We start from the raw sequence: 19598 nt of genomic DNA on the forward strand, positions 1-19598 counted from the left end.
CGGGACAAAAACCATTTCTGAACCGGGTTCGGTGAGTCGCCTTGCGGGTTCGGCTCATCGATGGGATGAACTGTACGTGGATGGGGCGCGAAGAAAAACCACCGGGTCGCAAACTAACTGTTCCGGTATTGGAAACAATGAGGGTGTGGGTAGGCAGGGTTTACCCACATTTTTGTGGCAGCAATGGGGTTTTGGCGCCTCGAATCCTGGTGAGTAGGGCGTTTTTCAGGAACGATGGGAAACCGGGGCAATGCCCATGCCAAGGACGGCTGGTGCGAGTTCCGCCCACGTCGCGCCCCCAGGATTGCGCCCGGCATCCGCGTACTGCCGCCAGGCGCTTGATCTGCGTCAAGGTACCGCATGCCCAAGGCGGCCGGGGCGATACACAGGGAGGGAACGTCATATAGTCCAAGGTAACCCTTTGTGTTCTTGCATGACAGACTCTCTTGTACCTGCGGGCATCGACACCGCGGACAGCCCCCACTACCTGCGCGCGTTGACCGACATGGCCGATCGGCGCATGGTGGTCGCTGACGCTGCCATCTACACCGACAACGGCATCAAGCTGGTCGAGAAGGGGGCCCGCATCGATGGCCGCCTGTACGACCGCCTGGTGCAGCACAAGCTGCGCGAGCCGATTGACCGGCACCTGTCCATCGACAATCCCGTGGATGTGCCTGCCTTGCTGGCTGCGGGCCAGGCCTTGGTGGAGCGGGAGGTGCTGCCCCGGCTGCTGGCCGAAACGCTGGGTTCGGCTGCCCGGCTGCTGGCGCCGCTGCGCTCGCTGCCCTTGCCTCCCTCCATGGCCTGCAAACTCACCGTGATGCGTGAGCAGCGGCCTGAACTTTTCCAGCACAGCCTGCAGATGATGACCGTGGCCGTGTTTCTGGCCATCAAGAGCGAGCTGGGCGAGCGCGACTGCGCCAACCTCGCCGCCGCAGCCTTGCTGCACGACCTGGGCGTGCTGCACATGGACCCGGCCTGGAGCGATCCCGACCACAAGGTCGTTGGCGTGCAGCGCAAGCACCTGGTGGCGCACCCCATCACCGCCATGCTCATGATCCGCGACACCCAGGCCTACCCCCGGCCGGTGGAGGTGGCGGTGCTGGAACACCACGAGCGCATGGACGGCAGCGGCTATCCGCGCGGGCTGGCGGGTGCGGATATCTCGGTGCTGGGCCGCATCCTGCTGCTGGCCGAAGTGGTGGCTGCGTTCTACGAGAAATACGACGACATGCCCGCGCAGCGCCTGTCACTGGTGCTGCGGCTGAACCATCGCAAGTTCCCATCGGCGCTGGTGGCGCATCTCCTGCCCCTGCTGCAGGAGGAGGTCGCCCGCGACTCCGCGCTCATGCCCCTGGGCAACGATGCCCCACGCCAGATGGACCTTCTCGCCGAGGCCTTTGCCTGCTGGGACCAGCTCAAGGCCGCATTGCCCCCCGGAACCAGCGCGAAGACGCTGCCGGGGAGCGCTCTCGCATTTGTCGATGCCCGCCTGCTGGCCCTTCAGAAAGCCCTGACGGAAGCCGGTTCGCACCCCCAGCAGCAGGGCGAGTTCATGGCGCAGCTGCGGGGCGACACCATGGGCATGGCCGAAGTGGCCCTGGTGGGGCGCGAGGCGCTGTGGCAGCTCCAGAGCATCCTGAATGCCAGCCACCGCCGTTGGCCGCAACTGGCGCAGCGCGCCACGCCCGCAGATGGGGCGGTGGCGGATTGGTGTGATTGGGCCCTCCGAAAGCTCTGAGAACCTGCTCAGGATCTTTTCGGGGGCGCGCAAGCGCCTTGCCGGGGCCCGTGAGTCAACGTGTTTTCAGGCCGCCTTGTTGCGGCGCCGCGGGAGGCGATGGCGCATCGCCCATCCCGCCATGAGGGCCGAGAGGATCGCCAGGCCCCATTCGGACAGCGTTGGAATGGAGGCCGGGGCGGCGGGTGGCGCGATGCCCACGTGGACCGTGAACGAATCGGCGGTGGGGCCCGCGCCCCAGGTCCAGGTGTAGGAGCCTGGCGTGAGCCCCAGGCTGGCCAGCGAGGTCCCCGTCCACGTGGCCGAGGAAGCGAGCGCCGATCCGGAGACGTAGCCCAGGGGGGCGAAGACAAACCCCGGTGCCATCATGCCGTCCAGTCCCGCCATGTCGCCCGATGATGTATCGGCGAGGACAGGGCCTCCCGCCCCCAGCATGGGAGGCCCGGAGACGCCCATGTAGGCCTCCACCGTCCCGGCCGTGCCGGTGAAAATCAGCGCAGCCGAGGGGATGACCACGGAGAAAAGAGGCCCGTTGCCGGCCGGGGTGAGGGCTGCCATGTTCATGCGGCCGCTGCCGCTGGCGACCACATTGCCGCCACTTTCGAAAACGTAGACCGCATAGGCGGCGAACGTGTTGCCCGATAGGAGAAGCAGCAGGGCGACTGCTGCCGACTGGATTGCCTTCATTGAACGACTCCCTCTGTTTCCTTTTGCGACCCATTGTAGGGAGCGCGGCGTGTGCCGCCCAGCTCTGAATGGCAGGGCCTTCCCGGGCCTTTCCGAGGTTTTCATGCTGCTGGCAAAATACTGGTTATATTTACAGTATTCGTGTTTTCGGACCCTCTCTTCCCACCATGCCTGCGCAACGCCACTCCCTGCGGGTTGTCGCCTCCGATCTGCCATTTGCCGTGCCTGGCGTCTGGCACGCGGACGGGCTGGTGGGCACGGGCCAGCACCAGGCGCAACCCACGGGGTATGCGCTGCTGGATGCGCAGCTACCGGGTGGAGGGTGGCCTGTCGGGGCGCTGAGCGAGGTGTTGCAGCCCTTGGCGGGCCTGCATGAATGGCAGCTGGTGCTGCCCGCCCTGGCCCAGGCCACGGCCGCGCGGCATGGGGCCGTGGTCGTGGTGGCGCCCCCGTGCGAGCCTTTTGGCCCGGCGCTCCAGGCCCAGGGGCTGCCCCCCGGGCGGCTGGGCCTGGTGCGGGCGGATACGGCCATGTCGGCGCTGTGGGCCGCCGAGCAGGCGCTGCGGTGCCGGGATGTGCTGGCCGTCATGGCCTGGCTGCCGCAGGCACAGCCGGCGGCCTTGCGCCGGCTGCAGCTGGCCGCGGCCCAGCAACAGCAGCTGCTGTGGGTGTTTCGGCCCGTCAGCGCGGCCCCCCAGGCGTCGCCAGCCTTGCTGCGGCTGCAAGTCCAGGGCATGCCCATGCCCGCGGGCACGCCCGTGTTCCCCGGGATGCAGGTGCACATTCTCAAGCGCCGGGGGCCGCCCCTGGCGCAGGGGCTGCCATTGCCCGGATGCCACCTTCTGCTGGCGCAGGTGCTGGCGGCGCAGGCCGAACGGCGGCGTGCTGCCCAGGCCGCGGCGGTGGGCATGATGGAGGAAGGCCGGGGCGCATTGGCCGTTGCACTCCCCGCCGGGGGCGCCGTGCCGCGTCGGGCGCCCGCGCCCGCATCGCCAGGGGGGAGGGGGCATGCACTGGATCGCGCTGCCATGGCCACGGCCGGATGAGGGGGAGGGCGGTTCCGCGGCGCCGGCAGGAGCCGCCGTGGCGATGGAGCCGTCGGCGGGCTGGTGGGCGCTGCGTTTTACACCGCGCGTGGCGCTGGTGGACGATGAGGCCGTGCTGCTGGAAGTGTCCTCCACCGAACGGCTTTGGGGCGGGCGCGATGTCTTGCTGGCGCAGGTGCTGCAGGCCTGGGCTGTGGCGGCTTCCACCTCGGGCGGGCAAGGAGAGCCTGTTTTTTCTGAAGGAAGCAGGCCCTGTGCGCAGCCGCCGTGGGGCTGCGGCCCCACGGCGCTGGTGGCGCACGGCTTTCTGAGACTGGCCCTGGCGGGCCGGGCGCCGCCTGCGCAGGGGCCGCCAGGGCTGCCCTTGCATGCGCTGACCGCCTTGCGCCCGCATGTGGCCAGCCTGGAGCGCATGGGCTGCCGCACCTGGGGGGCGCTGCGTGCGCTGCCGCGTCCGGGGGTCTCGCGGCGCTTTGGCGCGGGGGTGCTGCGGGCCCTGGACCAGGCCTTTGGCGATGCCCCCGAAGCGCATGCGTGGCTGGAACTGCCCGAACAGTTCGCGCTGACCCTGGAGCTGCCCGCGCTGGCGGCGTCGGCCGATGCGCTGCTCTGGAGCGCCCACCGTGGCATCGCGGCCCTGCATGGCTGGCTGCAGGCACGCCAGCAAGGTGTGCTGGGGCTGGAGCTGGCGTGGCGCCACGACCTGCGGCGCATCGACGGCGTGGTGATCGCGCCCGTGCAGGCGCTGCAGGTGCGCACGGCGCAGGCCACGCAGGACATGGCGCATCTGCGGCGGCTCCTGGCGGAAAACCTGGCGCGGACCACGCTGGCCGCGCCAGCGAACCAGATCACGCTGCGCCTGCTGGATGCGGCCCCGCTGGCGCACCGCAGCGCCAGCCTCCTGCCGCCGGATGGCCGTGGGGGCAGCGACCCGGGCCTGCCGGGTGGCGTGCAAGGCGAGGCCTTGCACCAGCTGCTCGAGCGCCTGTCCGCCCGGCTGGGGGCCGAGCATGTGCAGGCGCCGGTGCTGCAGGCCGACCACCGCCCCGAGCGCATGCAGCAGTGGCGCCCGGCGGCCGAGGTGCTGCGCGTGGCGGCGCCCCCCCGCCCCGCGGCCCGGGGTGCATCCGCCAGCGCTTCCGACGCGGCCCTGGACGCCACGCCCGGCGGGCTGCTGCAGCCCACCTGGCTGCTGAACCCGCCACGGCGCCTGGCCGTGCAGGGCAACCGCCCGTGCCACCACGGCCTGCTGCGCCTGCTGGCCGGTCCCCACCGCTTCGAGGCGGGCTGGTGGTCCGGGGCCGGCAGCGACGATGCAGACCCGGCCCATCCCTGCGCCGGCCTGGCCTTGCGCGACTACTTCGTCGCGCACAACGATGTGGCGGGGCTGGTGTGGGTGTTTCGCGAGCGCCTGGCATCCGTGCCGGAGGGCGCGCGGGCCGCGGCGCGCCCCCACCGCTGGTTCCTGCATGGAATCTTCGGATGATGGCGCCAGGGAGTTTCACCATGTCTTCGCCCATGCCAGGGAATGCCGCTGTGGCCGGGTTGCCGGACTACGCCGAGCTGCATTGCCTGTCCAACTTCAGCTTTCAGCGCGGGGCATCGCACCCGCAGGAACTCGTGGCGCGTGCGCTGGAGCTGGGCTACCGGGCGCTGGCACTGACCGACGAATGCTCCGTCGCGGGCGTGGTGCGGGCCTGGGAGGCGGCCCTGGAATGCGGCTTGCACCTCATCGTGGGCAGCGAGTTTGTGTGGGGTGATCTGCGGGTGGTGGTGCTGGCGCGGGATGCCGAGGGCTGGGGCAACCTGTGCGAGTTCATCACCGCCGCCCGCGCGGCCGCGCCCAAGGGGCAGTACCACGTGGGCGCGGCCAGCCCATGGGCGGCTTTGAAGGGGTGCGAATTGTTGCTGTTCCCCTGCCGGCATGGCTTTGATGCTTCTGATTTGATAGCTGTCAGCGCTTGCCTATCCAGCGCCAAAGGCCAATTTGGCTCATATTTTGACGGCCATCTCTGGCTGGCGGTCGAGCTGCACCTGGCCCCGGACGACAGCCTGTGGCTGGCCACGCTGCAGCGTGCGGGCGCGGCGCTGGGCTTGCCACTGGTGGCAGCGGGCGATGTGCACATGCACGCCCGTTCGCGCAAGCCGCTGCAGGACGTGATCACCGCCGTGCGCCTGGGCTGCAGCGTGGGTGAATGTGGTTTTGCGCTGCAGCCCAATGCCGAGCGCCACCTGCGCCGGCGCGTGCGGCTGGCGGGCATCTACCCGCCCGAGTTGCTGGACGCCACGCTCACGGTGGCGGGGCGCTGCACTTTCCGCCTGGATGAAATCAAGTACCAGTACCCGCTGGAGACCGTGCCCGCCGGCATGACGCCCGCACAGGCCCTGGCCTGGCTGGTGGATGCGGGCGTGCGAGGTGAATACCCGCAAGGCGCGCCAGAGAAGGTGTGGGTGCAGATCCGCAAGGAGCTGGATCTGATCGCGCACTGCCAGTACGAGATGTACTTCCTCACGGTGCATGACATCGTGCGCTACGCGCGCAGCCAGGGGATCCTGTGCCAGGGGCGCGGTTCGGCGGCGAACTCGGTGGTCTGCTACATGCTGGGCATCACGGCCGTCCCGCCCGAGAACACCAACCTGCTGTTCGAGCGCTTCATCAGCAAGGAGCGCAAGGAGCCGCCCGACATCGACGTGGACTTCGAGCACGACCGGCGCGAGGAGGTCATCCAGTACATCTACGAAAAATACGGCCGCGAGCGCGCCGCCATCGCTGCCGTGGTCACCACCTACCGCACGCGCAGTGCCCTGCGCGATGTGGGCAAGGCACTGGGCGTGGCGCCGGCCTTGGTCGATGCCTTCGCCAAGGACCACCACTGGTTTGACGAACAGTTCGCCACCGACCGGCTGCAGGAACTGGCTGAAAGCCTGGGCGCACCGCTGCACCGGCACACGGCCCAGCTGTGGCTGGAACTGGCGGCGGACCTGAAAGGCTTTCCGCGCCACCTGAGCCAGCATGTGGGCGGTTTTGTGCTCACGCAGGGCAAGCTCACGCGCCTGGTGCCGGTGGAGCCGGCGAGCATGGAGAATCGTTCCGTCATCCAGTGGGACAAGGACGACCTGGACACCATGGGCTTGCTCAAGGTCGATGTGCTGGCCCTGGGCATGCTCAGTGCCTTGCGCCGCTGCCTGGATTTGCGCGATGCCTTGCGGGGTGAGCGCTGGGATCTCAAGGGCATTCCGCGCGAAGACCCTGCCACCTACGACATGATCTGCGCCGCCGACACCGTGGGCGTGTTCCAGATCGAAAGCCGCGCGCAGATGAGCATGCTGCCGCGCCTGCGGCCGCGCAAGTTCTACGACCTGGTGGTGGAGGTGGCCATCGTGCGGCCCGGGCCCATCCAGGGTGGCATGGTGCATCCGTATCTGAAGGCGCGAGAGGTCGAGCGGCAGATGCGCAGTGCGGGCAGCACGGAGCCTTTTCCGTTGGAGTACCCGGAGCTGCGCAACGCGCTCGAACGCACGCTGGGTGTGCCCATCTTCCAGGAACAGGTGATGCAGATCTCCATCGATGCCGCCGGTTTCACGCCGGGCCAAGCCGACGACCTGCGCCGATCAATGGCGGCCTGGAAGCGCAAAGGGGGCGTGCACCGGTTTGAAAAGCCGTTGAAAGACGGCATGGTCGCCCGTGGTTATGCCGCCGAATTCGCCGACCGCATCTTCCAGCAGATGCTGGGCTTTGGCGAATACGGCTTTCCCGAAAGCCACGCCCACAGCTTTGCCTTGCTGGCCTATGCCAGCAGCTGGCTCAAATGCCACGAGCCCGCGTGTTTTCTGGCCGCGCTGCTCAACTCGCTGCCCATGGGCTTTTACACCGCCTCACAACTGGTGCAGGACGCGCGCCGCCACGGCGTGCGCGTGCTGCCCGTCGACGTGACCCTCAGCCACCACGATTGCACGCTGGAAGGTCCGGCCGAATACTTGCGGCCTGCCAAGGGGCTGCCCGCGCCACTGCTACCGCAGCCTGCTGTGCGCCTCGGCCTGCGGCTGGTGGGCAGCCTGCAGGAAGAGGCTGCCAAACGCCTGGTGCAAGTCCGCGTCACGGGCCCTGCCTTTGCCAATACCGAAGACCTGGCCCTGCGGGCCCGCCTGAGCCCGCAGGACCTGCAGGCCCTGGCCGCTGCCGATGCCCTGGCCAGTCTTTCGGGCCACCGGCGCCAGCAGATGTGGGACGCTGCCGCGCAGCACCCCGCACCCGCGTTGCTGCGCGATGTGCCCGTGCACGAAGCGCCGCTTGCCTTGCCAGCCGCGCCCGAAGGGGAGGAAATCCTGTTCGACTACGCCGCCACCGGCCTCACCCTGCGCCGCCACCCGCTGGCCCTGCTGCGCCCGCGCCTGGACCGCTGGCGCCTGCTGAGCGCGCTGCAATTGAATGCCGTGCCCCATGGCCGCAAGGTGCGCGCCTGTGGCATCGTCACCGTGCGCCAGCGCCCCGGCACGGCCAAGGGCACGATGTTCGTCACGCTCGAAGACGAGACCGGCCCCGTGAATGTGATCGTGTGGCCCGCGCTGGTGGACACCTGGCGCAATGCGCTGCTGCGCTCGCAGTTGCTGGCGGTGGAAGGCATGTGGCAGTGCAGCGTGCCGGAAGGCGACGGCGCGCCCGCCCCGGGTTCCATTCCGCCATCGTCCCCGCAGGCGCCGGCACCCACGGTGGTGCGCCACCTGGTGGCCCAGCGTTTCAAGGACCTGACCCCGCTGCTCGGCCGCATGGCCCATGCGCTGCAGGGGAGCCGCGATTTCCATTGATGAAGGAGGGTGGCCCCCCTGACCCGCAATTGACCGGGCGCCGTCCGGTCAGGTCAGCGCGCGGGCGATGCTTTGCTGGCGGCCTGCCGCGCGGGTTGCGAGGCGGTGCCGGCGGCCCCCTGGGCGCCGGGCCTGACGGGTTCCCTGGCGAGATCCAGCAGGGGCTTGCAATGCGTGTCGTCGTCGGCCGCGGGCACGGTGATGGGCACCAGCGCCAACGCGGCGGGAGCCACGGCCGCTGCCACCACCGCCGCGCCCGCGCGCAGCAGCAGCGGGCCGGCTTCCACGCCGACCTTCGGGTCGCCGAACGTGCCTTTCACGTACAAGGGCGAGCGCAGCGAGAAGAACTTCCATTGCAGCGACTCGGGCTTGATGCGCAGGTTCATCTCCTCGGTGCCCAGGTCGATGGTGCCGGTGGCCTCGACGATCGCGTCTTCGGTGCTCATCTTCACCACGCGCGTGGTCGCCAGGCCGTCCACCACCGTGAAATCGGCCACCGCGCAGCGCAGGTGCACTTCCTTGTTTTCACCAAAGAGCTTGCCCACGATGATGCTGCCCACGTTCAGCGCGGCCAGGTCCAGCATCTGCTTGCTCAGCGTGCCGTCCCGCACGTACAGGCGCATCTCGCCCGTGCCCTGGCCCAGCAGTCCGGCCAGGCTGTTGCCGCGGCTCTCCAGTGCGATGGCGCCGTCCATGTGGCCAAAACTCTTCTGCATGAGCTGTACCTTGGGGAACAGCGCCGAAAGCTGCAAGCCCTGCACGGTGCCGCGTATCTGCGCCTTCAAGGGCGCGGCGCGCCCGTCGATGCTCACCTGCGATTCGATCTTGCCCTGCGCCACGCCAAACGTGAGGGGCGCGAGCTTGAGCTGCGCGTTTTCCATCACCGCCCGCACGCTCAGGTCTTCCAGCGGCAGGCTCTCGGGGCGGATGATGTGGCGGCCCTTGAACACGATGTCCATGTCCATGGCATTCCAGCGCTCGGCCGCGAACTTGGAGTCCGGCAGCACCTTGCCACGCTGGTCGCGGCCACGGTGCGTGTTGTCGGGCTTGGTGGTTCCGATGGTCGGCCCCAGGTCCGCCAGGCGCAGCTGGTTGGACGCCATCGTCCCGGTGAGCCGTGGGCGCGGCTTGCCCGACGTGTACTTGAGCGACCCCTGAAGATCGCTCTGGCCCACCTTGCCTCGGAAGCCGTTGTATTCCCAGACCGCCCGTTCGGGCTCCAGGCTCCCGGTCAGCCGGCCGGTGGTCTCGAAGGGCGGGGTGTTGGGCAGCACCAGCCCGGTCAGGTCGTACAGGTCGGCCATGCTGCCGCCCTTGAGCCGGACCTGGAAGTCCAGGCCGGACAATGCGCCCGGGTTGGCCAGAATTCCTTGCGCCGACAGCGACACGCTGCCGGCGCTGGCGTCGATCTGAAGGGGGTAGTTCACCACCTTGTTGCGCAGGCTGATGACCTGGCCTGCTCGCCCCTGGCCCCTGACCTGGGCCTTGGCATACCGGCCCTGCAGTTCGAAGCGCAGACCATAGGGCACCGGCCCTGCCGCCGCACGGGGCGTTTCGGACGCCGCCCGCGCAGCGGGCGCTGCCCCGGAGGCAGCGGCGCTCGCGGATGAGGACGCCCGCGCCAGCGCGGGCTGCGCCGGGGCCGATGCGGCGGCGGAGGTGCCGGATGGCGTGGCCGCCGGCCCGCCGGGGAGCACCGGCTCGGTGGTGTCAATGCGGGCCTGCAGGTCCAGGTCCTTCATGCCGTCGGCATAGGCCAGGACGCCCTGGTGGACCACCAGCCGGTCCACGTCGAAGCTCCATCCGCTCCTGGGCCCGTCCTTGCGCTCGAAGGTCCAGTTGCTCGCACCGCTGGCCGTGCGGGCCAGCGCCACCTGGGGGCCGGTGAGCGCCACGGTGTCGATGGAAAGATGCCGCCCCAGCAGGGGCAGCAGGCGCACGGTGGCGGTCGCGCTGCCGATGCGGGCCATGGTGGCTGGGCTGCCGTCGGTCTTGCCGGCCGTCTCGGCCGGGCCGGCTGCGCCTTTTGAAACCGCTTTGCCATTGGCACGCTGGAAGGGGGGCGTGAATCCGGAGGGGTTGTCCATCACCAGGCGTTCGGCCTTCACCGTGACGCCCGGCACCCAGCGCTGCCACCCTTCTTCCAGGGGCTGGGGCCAGCGCCATTGCGCGGACAAGTCACCTTCGATCGCAAAGTGCCGGCCCGTGACTTCGCTCACTTTTTCATTGACCCAGGGCTTCGCGCGGTTCCAGTCGATCCAGGCGAGCAGGACCCCCAGCAGCACCAGCACCATCGCCACCAGCCCGACGGCCCACAAGGTCCACACCACAAGACGCCTCCCGATGCCGGATGCAGGCCGCTGGCGGGCCTGGGCCACGGCGGGGCTAGGCATGTCGGTGGAAGGCGCGGCAGGTGTGGATGGCATGAAGGCAGTCGGCGGGCAGCGTGGGGGTGGAGTGGGGCTGTTGGGCGTGTTTTCAGCGGTAAGCGCATCCGGCCCAGGGGAGCGGTGTGCGCGTCCACGGGGCCTTTTGGCGTTCATGCTAGCCCGCATCGGCGCGTATCGCAGCAGCACGGGCGCAACTGCCGCCCTTGTCCTACAGGGGCAAGAACCCCGCATGCCCGTGGGCCCGGCGGGTTGCGCGCAAGGTCAAGGGGCTGCCTTCTCGCGTGTCCGGGCCCTGCTGGTGCCCACGCCGCGCCCGGGCGCAGACGGGTTGTGCGGCATCGAAGGAGAGGGTTCATAAAATGTGCTCACCATGCACAACCCCCGCCATACCCATGCCCCTGCCGTGCGCGATGGCGTGGGGCCCAGCTGCGTGGTGCTGCCCAGCCAGGGGCAGGGCAGCATGCTCGATTTCCTGGCGCGGCGGCTCCCGGCGGTGGCCCGTGAGGAGTGGCTGCGGCGCATGCAGGCGGGCGACGTGGTGGATGAGCGCGGCGACCCCGTGGCGCCCGCTCGCCCGTTTGAAGGCGGCCTCAGGCTGTACTACTACCGCAGCCTGCCCGCGGAGCCCGCGCTGCCCTTCACGGAAACGGTGCTTTACCAGGACGAGCACCTGGTGGTGGCCGACAAGCCGCATTTCATGCCCGTGACACCGTCCGGCCGCTACCTTCACAACACGCTGCTCGTGCGGCTCAAGCGCCAGCTGGGCCTGCCGGAGCTTTCGCCCCTGCACCGCATCGACCGGGACACCGCGGGCCTGGTGCTGCTGTCGGTGCACCAGCGCACGCGCGGGGCCTACCAGGCGCTGTTCCGCGACCGCCAGATCACCAAGCACTACGACGCGATCGCCCCCTGGCGCGCGGATATCGCCTTTCCGCGGGAGCACATCAGCCGGCTGGAGGAAAGCCCGCAGTTCTTTCGCATGCAGGAAGTCCCTGGCGAGCCCAACAGCCACACGCGCATCGAGGTGCTGGACGTGGCAGGCGCGAGCGGGTGGGCGCGCTACCGCCTGTCGCCGGTCACTGGCAAGCGCCACCAGCTGCGGGTGCACATGGCGGCCCTGGGGCTGCCGCTGCGCAACGACCCGTTCTACCCGGTCGTCAACGATCCGCCCGAGGGCGACTATTCACGGCCGCTGCAGCTTCTGGCGCGCTCGCTGGAGTTCGTGGACCCGCTGTCGGGTGCGCGGCGGGTGTTCGAGAGCGGGCAGCGGCTGGGCCTGCCCTGAGGGCTGGGTTTTAAAGAGACGCCGCCAAGGTACAGCAGGGCTTGCGGGTGACGCAAATAAAAAAACCTGCCATGCAGCAATGCAGGGCAGGTTTCAGAATCTGGAGCGGGTGAAGGGAATCGAACCCTCGTATGAAGCTTGGGAAGCTGCCGTTCTACCATTGAACTACACCCGCGAAGCCTGCAATTATAGGCAGCATCCGCCCGGTCCCCGACGGGCGCCTGGTGCAAACGCGCAAAACGCATATGCATAGCCGATCTTGTTGGTTGGTCTGATGCACTGCGGGCTCTAAATTCCTTTCACCTGCAGCGCGGCGCAGGCTCTTCACCGAAAGGACGCGAATGACAATGCAACGCAATTCCTCAATGCCACCAGGCTGGCGTGCTTGGCTTCGCGCCTGCGTGGCAGGAAGCACGGTGCTCTTTTGCAAAGCGCTGTGGGCCGCCACTCCCATTCCCGCTGGCCCCCTGGTGACCACCGAATGGCTCGCGCAGAACCTCGACAACCAGCAGGTGCGCATCGTCGAGGTGAGCGTGAACCCGGGCCTGTACGAGCGGGGCCATGTGCCTGGGGCGGTCAATTTCTCGTGGCATCAGGACCTCAACGACCGCGTGCGGCGCGACATCGTGGGCAAGGAAGGCTTCGAGGCGCTGCTGTCCAGGGCTGGCGTGTCGCCCGAGACCACCGTGGTGCTGTATGGCGACACCAACAACTGGTTTGCGGCCTGGGGGGCCTGGGTGTTCGACATCTACGGCGTGAAGAACGTCAAGCTGCTCGACGGCGGGCGCAAGAAGTGGGAGGCCGAGAACCTGCCCCTGAACAACCGCGTGCCCGAGTTCGCCGCCAGCAGCTACAGGGTGGGCCAGGTCAATACCCAGCTGCGCGCACGCCTGGCGGACGCGCTGGCCGCCGCCGAGGGCAAGAGCAATGCGAAGCTGGTGGATATCCGCTCGGCGGATGAATACACCGGCAAGATCTTCGCGCCTGCCGGTGTGCCGGAGCTCAGCATCCGCGCGGGCCACATTCCAGGCGCGGCCAACGTGCCATGGGGGCAGGCGGTGAGGGAGGACGGTACCTTCAAGTCCGCCGACGAGCTCAGGAAGCTCTATGCCAGCGCGGGCGTGGACGGCAGCCGGCCCATCATCACCTACTGCCGCATCGGCGAGCGCTCCAGCCACACCTGGTTCGCGCTGTCCAGAATCCTCGGCTACAGCGTGAAGAACTACGACGGCTCCTGGACGGAATATGGCAACTCGGTGGGCGTTCCCATCACGAATCCGGCGGGCACCGTCTGGGCGGCCAAATGAGCCGCGGGCCGTTCCGCGCCCGCGATTGAGGGGGTGAATGAAGCGGCGATCGGGAGACGGCGAAAGGCCACGATTTTTTGGTAGGGGTCTCCTTTACAGCCCGCTTCGTGCGGGCTTTTTTTCTCGGTGCCCGCGATGGCCGCGCGGGCCACACAGCGAACCATCGACGACCCATGAGCCTTCCATTGCGCACTGTTCCAGCCACTTCCTCCTATATCGCGCTGGCGCTGCTGGCCGCCCTGCTGGCGGCCGTCCCGTGGCTGCAGGGCCAGGCGGGCGGGCGCACGCTGGTGTTTGCGCTGGCCTGTGGCGCGGTGCTTGGCGTCGTGCTGCAGCGTTCGCGCTTTTGTTTTTACTGCCACGCGCGCGACTGGTTCGAAGACCGCAACCCGCGCGGGCTGCTGGCCATCGTGCTGGCGCTGGCCGTGGGCGTGTTGGGCCATACCGTGGTGCTGGGCGGCTGGCTGCCCGTGCCGCAGCCGGGCAAGCTGCCGCCGGACATGCACATCGGCCCGGTGAGCTGGGTGCTGGTGGCGGCGGGGCTTTCGTTTGGCGCGGGGATGGTGGTCTCGGGCTCCTGCATCAGCGCGCACTGGTACCGGCTCGCCGAGGGCTCGGCGGTGTCGCCCTTCGCTCTGCTGGGCTCCGCGCTGGGTTTCATCGCGGGCTTCAGGACCTGGAATGCGCTGTACAGCTGGAGCGTGGCCGATGCGCCCGTGGTGTGGCTGCCCGCGCACCTGGGGTATGGGGGCGCGCTGCTGGTGCAATGGAGCGCTCTGGCGCTGGTGGGCGCCTGGCTGTGGCGTGGCTTTGCGCACGAGGGCGCGGCGGGCGATGCACCCGGGGTGGTGAAGCCCGTGCCCGGCCTGGTCACCGTGTGGCGCAACCTGTGGACCGGGCGCTGGCACTACTGGGTGGGTGGCCTGGCCGTGGGGCTGATCGGCACGTTTGCCATCGTGCGCATGCGGCCCCTGGGCGTGACGGCCACGCTGGGCAGCGCGGCGCGCCAGTGGGCGCAAGGGCAGGGGTGGATTCCCGATCGGCTCGATGGGCTCGACGGCTTCGCGGGCTGCGCCACCTTGCCGCAAGCCACCTGGCTCACGCCCAATGCCTTGCTGCTGGCAGGGCTGGTGGCGGGGTCCTTTGTCGCGGCGCTGGCCAGCCGCCAGCTGGCCCCCCGCTGGCCCACCTGGCGCGATGCCGCGCGGGGGCTGTCGGGCGGCGTGTTGCTGGGCTGGGGCGCGATGACGGGGCTGGGCTGCACCATGGGCACGCTGCTGTCGGGCGGCATGGCCGGAGCGCTGTCAGGCTGGGTGTTTGGGGCGGCGGTGTTCTTCGCGGTATGGGCGGGCCTGCGCGCGAAGGCCGCCCCGTGGCGCCAGGGATGGGGGGCGAATTAGTGCATTTTTGGCCGCCAGCGCTTATCCAGAAAGCGCGGGCAGCTATCAAAAACATATCAAAAAGGTACCCGGCCCGGGGCCGGTCACTTCTGGATATCGCCCAGGCACAGGTACTTGATCTCCACATAGTCGTCCATGCCGTGGTGCGAGCCTTCGCGGCCCAGGCCCGACTGCTTGACACCGCCAAAGGGCACGTGCTCGGTGGCCAGAATGCCCACGTTGGCGCCGACCATGCCGTATTCCAGCGCCTCGGTCACACGGAAGATGCGGCCCACGTCGCGGCTGTAGAAGTAGCTGGCCAGGCCGAACTCGGTGTGGTTGGCCGCGTCGATGGCCTCCTGCTCGGTCTTGAACTTGAAGACCGGAGCAAAGGGGCCAAAGGTTTCCTCGCGCGCGCACAGCATGTCGGCCGTGGCGTTGGCCACCACCGTGGGCTCGAAGAACTGGCCCGAGCCCAGGCTGGTCAGGCGCTGGCCGCCGGCCACCACCTGGCCGCCCTTGGCAATGGCATCGTCCACGTGGCGCTGCACCTTGGCCAGCGCGGCTTCCTCGATCAGCGGGCCCTGGTTCACGCCGGCCTCGAAGCCGTTGCCCACCTTGGCTGTCTTGACCTTGGCGGCGAACTTGGCCACGAACTCGTCGTACACGCCTTCCTGCACGTAGAAGCGGTTGGTGCACACGCAGGTCTGGCCCGCGTTGCGGTACTTGCTGGCGAACGCGCCTTCCACGGCGCTGTCGATGTCCGCATCGTCGAACACCAGGAAGGGCGCGTTGCCGCCCAGTTCCAGCGACATCTTCTTGACCGTGGGGGCCGACTGCGCCATCAGGATGCGGCCCACCTCGGTGCTGCCGGTGAAGCTGATGTGGCGCACCACGTCGCTCGCGCACAGCACCTTGCCGATGGCGATCGAGTTGTCGCTGTCGGCGGGCAGGATGTTGAACACGCCAGCCGGGATGCCCGCACGCAGGGCCAGCTCGGCGGCGGCCAGGGCCGTGAGCGGCGTGAGCTCGGCGGGCTTGATGACCACGGGGCAGCCGGCGGCCAGGGCGGGCGCCACCTTGCGCGTGATCATGGCCAGCGGAAAGTTCCAGGGCGTGATCGCGGCGCACACGCCGATGGGCTGCTTGAGCACCATCAGGCGGCGGCTGTTGTCGAACTGCGGCAGCACCTCGCCGTTCACGCGCTTGGCCTCTTCGGCGAACCATTCCACAAAGCTGGCGCCATAGGCGACCTCGCCCTTGGCTTCGGCCAGCGGCTTGCCTTGTTCGGCGGTCATGATGCGGCCCAGGTCGTCCTGGTTGGCCATCAGCAGGTCGAACCACTTGCGCAGGATGATGCTGCGCTCCTTGGCGGTCTTGATCTTCCAGGGGCCCCAGGCGGCATTGGCGGCGGCAATCGCGGCTTCGGCATCGGCGGGGCCCAGGTTGGCCACGTCGGCCAGCTTGAGGCCGGTGGCCGGGTCGTTCACGTCGAAGCGGCTGCCGCCCGCCACCCACCGGCCGTTGATGAGGCCGTCGGTCTTGAGCAGGCTGGGGTCGTTGAGCAAGGCGAGGGGCGAGGTCTTCATGTCCATGAGGTTTCTCCAGATGCAGTGGGTTGATGAGCGGTAGGCAAGGGCTCGCCGCCGGCAAAGGCGGGCAGGGCGGCGGGGCCTGAAATTGGCGCAGCGGGCAGGCTATCACGGGTGAAATGGCCCACTGTCGCCAGTGTTTCAGTTTTTCAGGAAGGCAGGGATTCAGGCCGTTTTCACCGTGGCTCAGCCCCTGCGCGTGCGCAGCCACTCCAGCGCCAGGAGCAGGCTGGTGGTGAAGAGGATGAGCAGCGTGGCCACGGCGGCGATGGTGGGCGAGATGTTCTCGCGGATGCCGTTGAACATCTGGCGTGGCAGCGTGGACTGGTCGGCGCCGGCCAGAAAGAGCGTGACCACCACTTCGTCGAACGACGTGGCGAACGCGAACAGCGCCCCCGAGATCACCCCCGGCGCGATCACCGGCAGCGTGACGCGAAAGAAGGTGTTGAAAGGCGTTTCCCCCAGGCTCAGCGAGGCGCGCACCAGGTTGTGGTTGAAGCCCGCGAGCGTGGCCAGCACGGTGGTCAGCACGAACGGCGCCCCCAGCGCCGCGTGCACGATGATCAGGCCGGCATAGCTGTCCGCCAGGCCCAGCGGCGCGAAGTACAGGTAGGTGGCCACGCCCACCACAATGATGGGCACCACCATGGGCGCGATCAGGATGCCCATGAGCAGGCCCTTGAAGCGGAAATCCGCCCGTGACAGCCCCACCGCCGCCAGGGTGCCCAGGGCCGTGGCGATCAGCGTGGCCGCGGGCGCCACGATGAAGCTGTTGCGCGTGGCGCGGGCCCACTCGGGCGAATCGAACAGGTGGCGGTACCACTTGAGCGACCAGCCGTGGATGGGGTAGGCCAGGAACGAACTCTCGGAGAACGACAACGGCACCATCACCAGGATGGGGGCCAGCAGAAACACCAGCACGGCCACGCACAGGGCGCGCACGGCCCACCAGCCGAGCTTGTCGGCCCAGGTGGCGTACAGGGGGAATTGGGGGAGCAAATGGCGCATGGTGAGGGTCTTCAGAAGTGTTTAGCCCAGGCTCAGCTCTGCCTTGCCAATGCGGCGGTACACGCCGTACAGCAGCAGCGTGGCGGCCAGCAGCAGGGCGCCCAGCGCACAGGCCATGCCCCAGTTCACTTCCACGTTGGTGTAGCGGGCGATGTAGTAGCTCAGCATCTGGTCGTCGGCGCCGCCCAGCAGCGCGGGGGTGACGTAGTAGCCGATGGCCAGGATGAACACCAGCAGCGCACCCGCGCCCACACCCGGGTAGGTTTGCGGCACATACACGCGAAAGAACGCGGCGATGGGCGAGCTGCCCAGCGACACCGCCGCGCGCAGGTAGGTGGGGGGCACGCTTTTCATCACGCTGTACAGCGGCAGCACCATGAACGGCAGCAGGATGTGCACCATCGCAATCACCACCCCCGTGCGGTTGAACAGCAGCGCCAGTGGCTGCTCGATGAGGCCCAGGCCCATCAAACCGCGATTGACCAGGCCTTCGGACTGCAGCAGCACGATCCAGGCGGCCACCCGCACCAGGATGGAGGTCCAGAACGGCACCAGCACCAGGATCATCAGCACATTGGCCTGGCGCGCGGGCAGCGAGGCCAGCCACCAGGCCAGCGGGTAGCCCAGCAGCAGGCAGAACAGCGTCACCACAAAGCTGATGTGAAAGGTGCGCAGCAAAATGCCGCCAAACGCGCGCTGCTCCTCGGGCATGCGCTCGACCTGGCCCAGCGCATCGCGCTGCAGGTCCACCGAGGCGAGCAGGTAGTCGGGCGTCCAGCGCGCGCCGTTCTTGGCGATGGCGCGCCAGAAAGGTGCTTCGCCCCAGCGCGCGTCCTTGCCGAGCAGCTGGTCGCGGATGGATTCAGGCGTGCCCTGCATGGGCAGGGCGCGGAAGGCGCCCATCACCATCGAGCGCGCGCCGGGCACTTCCGAGTTCAGCCTGCGCGCCAGCGCGCCAGCGTCAGAGCTGTCGGGCAGGCGGGCCAGGTCCTTCATGAGCGCGGCGTAGGCAGCGGGGCCCGGTGCCTCATGGCGGTCCCAGCCATGCAAGGCCTCGATGGTGGCGGGCAGCGTGTTGGCCACCTCGGGGTTCTCCACCCCACGCTGCAGCAGCGCGGCAATGGGGACGAGCAGCGTGAGCAGCAAGAACACCAGCAAGGGCAGGGTCAGGGCAAAGGCCCGCCATTTGCGCCGCGCTTCGGCACGCGACAGCGCCTTGCGCAGTGCGCCGGGTGCGTGGGCGTCCAGCGCAAGCGCGGCGGGGGCGATGGCAGAAGAGGCTTGCATGGTGTCTTGCGCTCCGAGGGTGCGGGTTACTGACTTACTGGGTGGCCCAGGCGGCGAAGCGTTTCTCCAGCGCTTCGCCCTGGTCGGCCCAGAAGCTCACGCCGAACTGGATGGCTTCCTTGGCGTTGGCGGCCGATGTGGGCAGGTCGTCCAGCACCTTCCTGTCCAGCTTGGCGAGGGCCGTGGTGTTGGCCGGGCCGTAGGCGATGTTCTGCGCGTAGGCGGCCTGGCTGGTGGTCTGCAGGGTGTGGGCAATGAACTTGACCGCAGCGTCCTTGTTCGGCGTGCCCTTGGGGATGGCCCAGTAATCCAGGTCATAGATGCCGCCGGGCCAGTAGATCTTGAGGTTGCGGCCCTCGCGGTTGGCCGCGTCGATGCGGCCGTTGAACACGGTGGTCAGCACCACGTCGCCCGCCACGAGGAACTGCGGTGCCTGGGCACCGGCTTCCCACCATTGGATGTGGGGCTTGAGTTCGGTCAGCTTCTTGAAGGCGCGGTCGGCGCCGTCCTTGGTGGCGAGCACCTTGTACACGTCGGCGGGCTTCACGCCATCGGCCATCAGCGCGAATTCGAGGTTGTAGCGCGCGCCCTTGCGCATGCCGCGCTTGCCGGGGATCTTCCTGGTGTCCCAGAAGTCGGCCCAGCTGGTGGGGGCGGTCTTGAGCCTGTCGCCGTTGTAGGCCATGACGGTGGACCACACGAAGATGCCCACGGCGCAGTCGGACACGGCGGCGGGCAGCAGGTCGGCCTTGCTCACGATCTTGCTGTAGTCGAGCTTTTCGTACAGACCTTCATCGCAGCCACGCGCCGCGTCGGGCGATTCGAGCTCCACCACGTCCCAGGTCACCTTCCTGGCCTCGACCATGGCTTTGACCTTGGCCTGCTCGCCGTTGTATTCGACGGCGACGATCTTGTGGCCCAGCTTTTCGTAGGGCTCATAGAACGCCTTCTTCTGCGCGTTGGCGTTGGCGCCACCGAAGTTCACGACGGTGAGTTGCTGCTGCGCGAAGCTGGGCAGTGCCAGGCAGGCGGCCAGGGAGGCGCAGGCGATGAGGCTTTTTTTCATG

At 68.5% G+C, this 19598-nt stretch carries 14 protein-coding genes and 1 tRNA gene; 8 read left to right on the forward strand and 7 right to left on the reverse strand.

The genetic code is table 11. The features are described 5' to 3' along the window. Positions 1 to 217 (forward strand): hypothetical protein (locus AC07OD_RS22725; RefSeq protein WP_494598109.1); only part of this gene is annotated, 217 nt, incomplete at its 5' end. Between the two features lie 216 nt (positions 218 to 433). Next, a complete protein-coding gene (locus AC07OD_RS22730; RefSeq protein ID WP_218295190.1) occupies positions 434 to 1744 on the forward strand; it encodes an HD-GYP domain-containing protein in 1311 nt (436 codons plus the stop codon). Positions 1745 to 1810: 66 nt separating this feature from the next. Here AC07OD_RS22730 and AC07OD_RS22735 read toward each other — a convergent pair whose 3' ends face one another. Continuing rightward, positions 1811 to 2431: an IPTL-CTERM sorting domain-containing protein gene (locus AC07OD_RS22735; RefSeq protein WP_494598110.1), complete on the reverse strand. Its 621-nt coding sequence runs from the start codon at positions 2429 to 2431 to the stop codon at positions 1811 to 1813. A gap of 167 nt (positions 2432 to 2598) precedes the next feature. Between AC07OD_RS22735 and imuA the strand changes: the two genes are divergently transcribed. Genes imuA through AC07OD_RS22750 form a run of 3 tightly spaced genes read left to right on the forward strand, consistent with a single transcriptional unit; the run spans position 2599 to position 8283 of the window. Next, positions 2599 to 3477: a translesion DNA synthesis-associated protein ImuA gene (imuA, locus tag AC07OD_RS22740; protein WP_492245923.1), complete on the forward strand. Its 879-nt coding sequence runs from the start codon at positions 2599 to 2601 to the stop codon at positions 3475 to 3477. After that, positions 3440 to 4963, forward strand: a complete 1524-nt coding sequence (locus AC07OD_RS22745; protein WP_494598111.1) for a DNA polymerase Y subunit UmuC family protein — start codon at positions 3440 to 3442, stop codon at positions 4961 to 4963. The genes imuA and AC07OD_RS22745 overlap by 38 nt, the downstream gene beginning before the upstream one ends. 20 nt (positions 4964 to 4983) lie before the next feature. Beyond that, entirely contained in the window at positions 4984 to 8283 is a 3300-nt protein-coding gene (locus tag AC07OD_RS22750) for an error-prone DNA polymerase (protein WP_494598112.1), read from the forward strand. Positions 8284 to 8336: 53 nt separating this feature from the next. Here AC07OD_RS22750 and AC07OD_RS22755 read toward each other — a convergent pair whose 3' ends face one another. Then, positions 8337 to 10709 (reverse strand): AsmA family protein, encoded by a 2373-nt coding sequence (locus AC07OD_RS22755; protein ID WP_494598113.1) that lies wholly within the window; start codon positions 10707 to 10709, stop codon positions 8337 to 8339. A gap of 334 nt (positions 10710 to 11043) precedes the next feature. Between AC07OD_RS22755 and AC07OD_RS22760 the strand changes: the two genes are divergently transcribed. Continuing rightward, positions 11044 to 11958: a pseudouridine synthase gene (locus AC07OD_RS22760; RefSeq protein WP_218295187.1), complete on the forward strand. Its 915-nt coding sequence runs from the start codon at positions 11044 to 11046 to the stop codon at positions 11956 to 11958. A gap of 101 nt (positions 11959 to 12059) precedes the next feature. Here AC07OD_RS22760 and AC07OD_RS22765 read toward each other — a convergent pair. Next, a tRNA-Gly gene (locus AC07OD_RS22765) sits at positions 12060 to 12133 on the reverse strand. A 166-nt stretch (positions 12134 to 12299) separates the two neighbouring features. On the opposite strand from AC07OD_RS22765, the gene AC07OD_RS22770 reads away from it, so the two are divergent. After that, positions 12300 to 13265: a sulfurtransferase gene (locus AC07OD_RS22770; protein WP_494598114.1), complete on the forward strand. Its 966-nt coding sequence runs from the start codon at positions 12300 to 12302 to the stop codon at positions 13263 to 13265. A 173-nt stretch (positions 13266 to 13438) separates the two neighbouring features. Further along, positions 13439 to 14665 (forward strand): YeeE/YedE family protein, encoded by a 1227-nt coding sequence (locus AC07OD_RS22775; protein ID WP_492805346.1) that lies wholly within the window; start codon positions 13439 to 13441, stop codon positions 14663 to 14665. Between the two features lie 83 nt (positions 14666 to 14748). Here AC07OD_RS22775 and AC07OD_RS22780 read toward each other — a convergent pair whose 3' ends face one another. The 4 genes from AC07OD_RS22780 to AC07OD_RS22795 all read right to left on the reverse strand — a co-directional run bounded on the left by AC07OD_RS22780 (position 14749) and on the right by AC07OD_RS22795 (position 19597). Continuing rightward, the gene (locus AC07OD_RS22780) at positions 14749 to 16239 is read right to left on the reverse strand and encodes an NAD-dependent succinate-semialdehyde dehydrogenase (RefSeq protein ID WP_304505114.1); all 1491 of its coding nucleotides are present in this window, start codon (positions 16237 to 16239) and stop codon (positions 14749 to 14751) included. Between the two features lie 183 nt (positions 16240 to 16422). After that, positions 16423 to 17244, reverse strand: coding sequence for an ABC transporter permease (locus tag AC07OD_RS22785; RefSeq protein ID WP_218338699.1), 822 nt, complete (start codon positions 17242 to 17244; stop codon positions 16423 to 16425). A gap of 21 nt (positions 17245 to 17265) precedes the next feature. Then, positions 17266 to 18531 (reverse strand): ABC transporter permease, encoded by a 1266-nt coding sequence (locus AC07OD_RS22790; RefSeq protein ID WP_218295183.1) that lies wholly within the window; start codon positions 18529 to 18531, stop codon positions 17266 to 17268. A 34-nt stretch (positions 18532 to 18565) separates the two neighbouring features. Beyond that, positions 18566 to 19597: an ABC transporter substrate-binding protein gene (locus AC07OD_RS22795; RefSeq protein ID WP_218295182.1), complete on the reverse strand. Its 1032-nt coding sequence runs from the start codon at positions 19595 to 19597 to the stop codon at positions 18566 to 18568. Position 19598: the final 1 nt, after the last annotated feature.

The sequence above is a fragment of the Acidovorax sp. GW821-FHT10E03 genome, assembly GCF_059415205.1.